This is a genomic window from Mesorhizobium sp. M0437, from assembly GCF_040321335.1.
Lineage (GTDB): Bacteria > Pseudomonadota > Alphaproteobacteria > Rhizobiales > Rhizobiaceae > Mesorhizobium.
In genome coordinates this window covers 1-2,231 of record NZ_JAMYRK010000170.1, presented here as the reverse complement: position 1 = coordinate 2,231, position 2,231 = coordinate 1, and the positions used below count along the sequence as shown (strand labels likewise).

3 pseudogenes are annotated in these 2,231 nt (G+C 60.6%); 1 reads left to right on the top strand and 2 read right to left on the bottom strand.

The features are described from left to right. Both NKI72_RS34645 and ftrA read right to left on the bottom strand, forming a co-directional pair. Positions 1 to 591: pseudogene (locus tag NKI72_RS34645) on the bottom strand (glucoamylase family protein); the annotation flags it as partial. A 163-nt stretch (positions 592 to 754) separates the two neighbouring features. After that, positions 755 to 1,730, bottom strand: a pseudogene (gene ftrA, locus NKI72_RS34640) (transcriptional regulator FtrA). 91 nt (positions 1,731 to 1,821) lie between these two features. Here ftrA and NKI72_RS34635 point away from each other — a divergent pair. Beyond that, positions 1,822 to 2,222 (top strand): annotated as a pseudogene (locus tag NKI72_RS34635) (rhodanese-like domain-containing protein). The last annotated feature ends 9 nt before the right edge of the window (positions 2,223 to 2,231 follow it).

The following is a 2,231-nucleotide window of genomic DNA, read 5'->3' as shown; positions in this document are numbered from 1 at the left end:
CAACACATAAAGGATCACCGCTTCGTCGTAGCCTTGCCAGCGATAGCGCAGGAAGCCTTTTCCGGGCCGCCAGCCATGGGTGACGGTGGCGCCGCCGTTCTGCGCCCATCGCCAGTCGGCGCGCCGGTAGAGCGCATCGGCAAGCCGCCGGATTTCCAGTTCGGATTCATCGTCCTCGCCAAAATAGGCGCCGCCGGCCAGAGCACCGGCAAGCAGAAGCGCCGTATCGACCGTGGACAGCTCACACTTCCAGACGCGGCGGCCGGTCTCCATGTCGAGGAAATGGTAATAAAAGCCCTTGTGGCCCGTTGCGTCGGCTTCGGGCCCTTGCGGCGCGTTCCAGAAGAAGCGAAGCGTGGCGAGCGTCCGTTCAGCGGCGGCGGCGCGCGTCATGAAACCGCGCTCGACACCGACGGGATAGGCCGACAGGGCGAGCCCGACGGCGGCGATGCTGGCCGGTGACCCCGGGGTGTTGCGGTCGGCGATCAGGCCATTCGCAGGGTTGGCCTCTTTGAGAAAATAGTCGAAGGACAGGCGCTGGATGTCCGAGAGAAGCTCGTCGTTTTGCGGGTGGTCGCTCGATGCATCCATGGCTATCGATATAGAGGGGTTCGCTGCGCTTCCCACCTTTTTGGTCGACTTGTCTCCTATGCGCCAGCCGCGAAACGCGTGCCCTCCCGTGCGAGCGGGTTCGTTCTGCGATCCCTTTCCGGACGTTGATGGACACAGATAGATGACCGAGCATTCGTCAAAATCATGATCGAACTGGCGTCGGACGGCCGAACTGCGTTTGATATTCCTTTGGGCTGATACCCGTGCGTTTGCGGAAGTGATGTCGCAGCGTATCCGCTGAACTCATGCCCACGGCCGCGGCGATCTCTTCGATGCTGTGGTGGCGACCAATCAGGAGCTGCTTCGCCTCCTCAAGGCGCTCGGATCCAGCCATTCGCCTGGAGGCGATCCCGTCGCTTTGGTGAAGCGTCGTATAAAGGTCCGCAAGCTCATGTGGCATTCCGATGCCATTCGCTCCAGCGTTCAGGCGCCGCCGAGTTCAGCCCTCATCTTGTCCAGCAGTGGCGCAACTTCTGACCCACGCCGTGTCGGAACAGGTCGTTCAAGGAATTGCGCCTGCCCACCGGCACGGTGCGCCGGCATTATAAGCCTTCGAGCCACGGAGTTGGCCGCATCAGCTCCAAAGTCCTGGCGAACGATCTCGATCAGAAGGTCAATGCCGGCGGCACTCCCGGCGGACGTGAACACGCGGCCATGCGAGCGGTAGAGCGAGGCATGGTCCACGGCCAACTTTGGATACTGGCTGCGCAGTGCATCAGCGTAGCGCCAATGCGTCGTCGCCGTTCCGCCATCGAGAAGGCCCGTAGCGGCCAGCACGAATGCACCCGAGCAGATCGACGCCAATCTTGCCCCTCTGTCATGGGCGTGACGCAACCGCTGGACGAGAGTTTGAGGTACAGGTTCGTCGACCCCTTTCCATCCTGGAACGACGATAATATCGCCCTCATCGATTAATCCGATGCCATGATCCGGCGTCAGCAACAAGCCACCATTCGCACGAAGGGGGCCTTCCTCGATGGCGCAGCTTGCGAACCGGTACCAGCTTTCACCCATTTCAGGTCGCGCCAAACCGAAGACTTCGGCGACTATGCCGAACTCAAGGTGCAAAGACCATCGTAGAGAAGCGCGACAACGAGGGGGCCGTTCGTGTTTGGCATGATATACCCGTAGTATGTCATTCATGCCAATTGCAAGGTGATATCCTAGTCAGCCACATGGAGAGCGAACAAGAACAAAAAGGAGATCACCTTGTCCTCCACCGTCACAACCGTTCCCGCTGCTCCGAGCGAAATCGCACGCGAACACTTCTCAGCCGAATTTCCTTCGAAACGGACTGTTGGGATGTTCATGATGCGCTGTCGCGCGAACCCGATTTCGTCCTCCTCGATGTCCGCAGCCCTTCGATGTTCGCCCAAGGTCATGTCCACGGGGCCATCAACTTGCCCCATGGCAAGATTGTCCGCTCAAAGCTCGAGCGCTGGTCCGACCAAACCGTATTCGTCACCTACTGCGCCGGCCCTCACTGCAACGGTGCCGCCCGTGGGGCGCTTCGCCTTGCGGAGCTCGGTCGCCCGGTGAAGATCATGGCTGGCGGCGTCACGGGTTGGCTCGATGAAGGCTTCGAGTTGGCGAAAGGTTCAGACACATGACCATTGGGA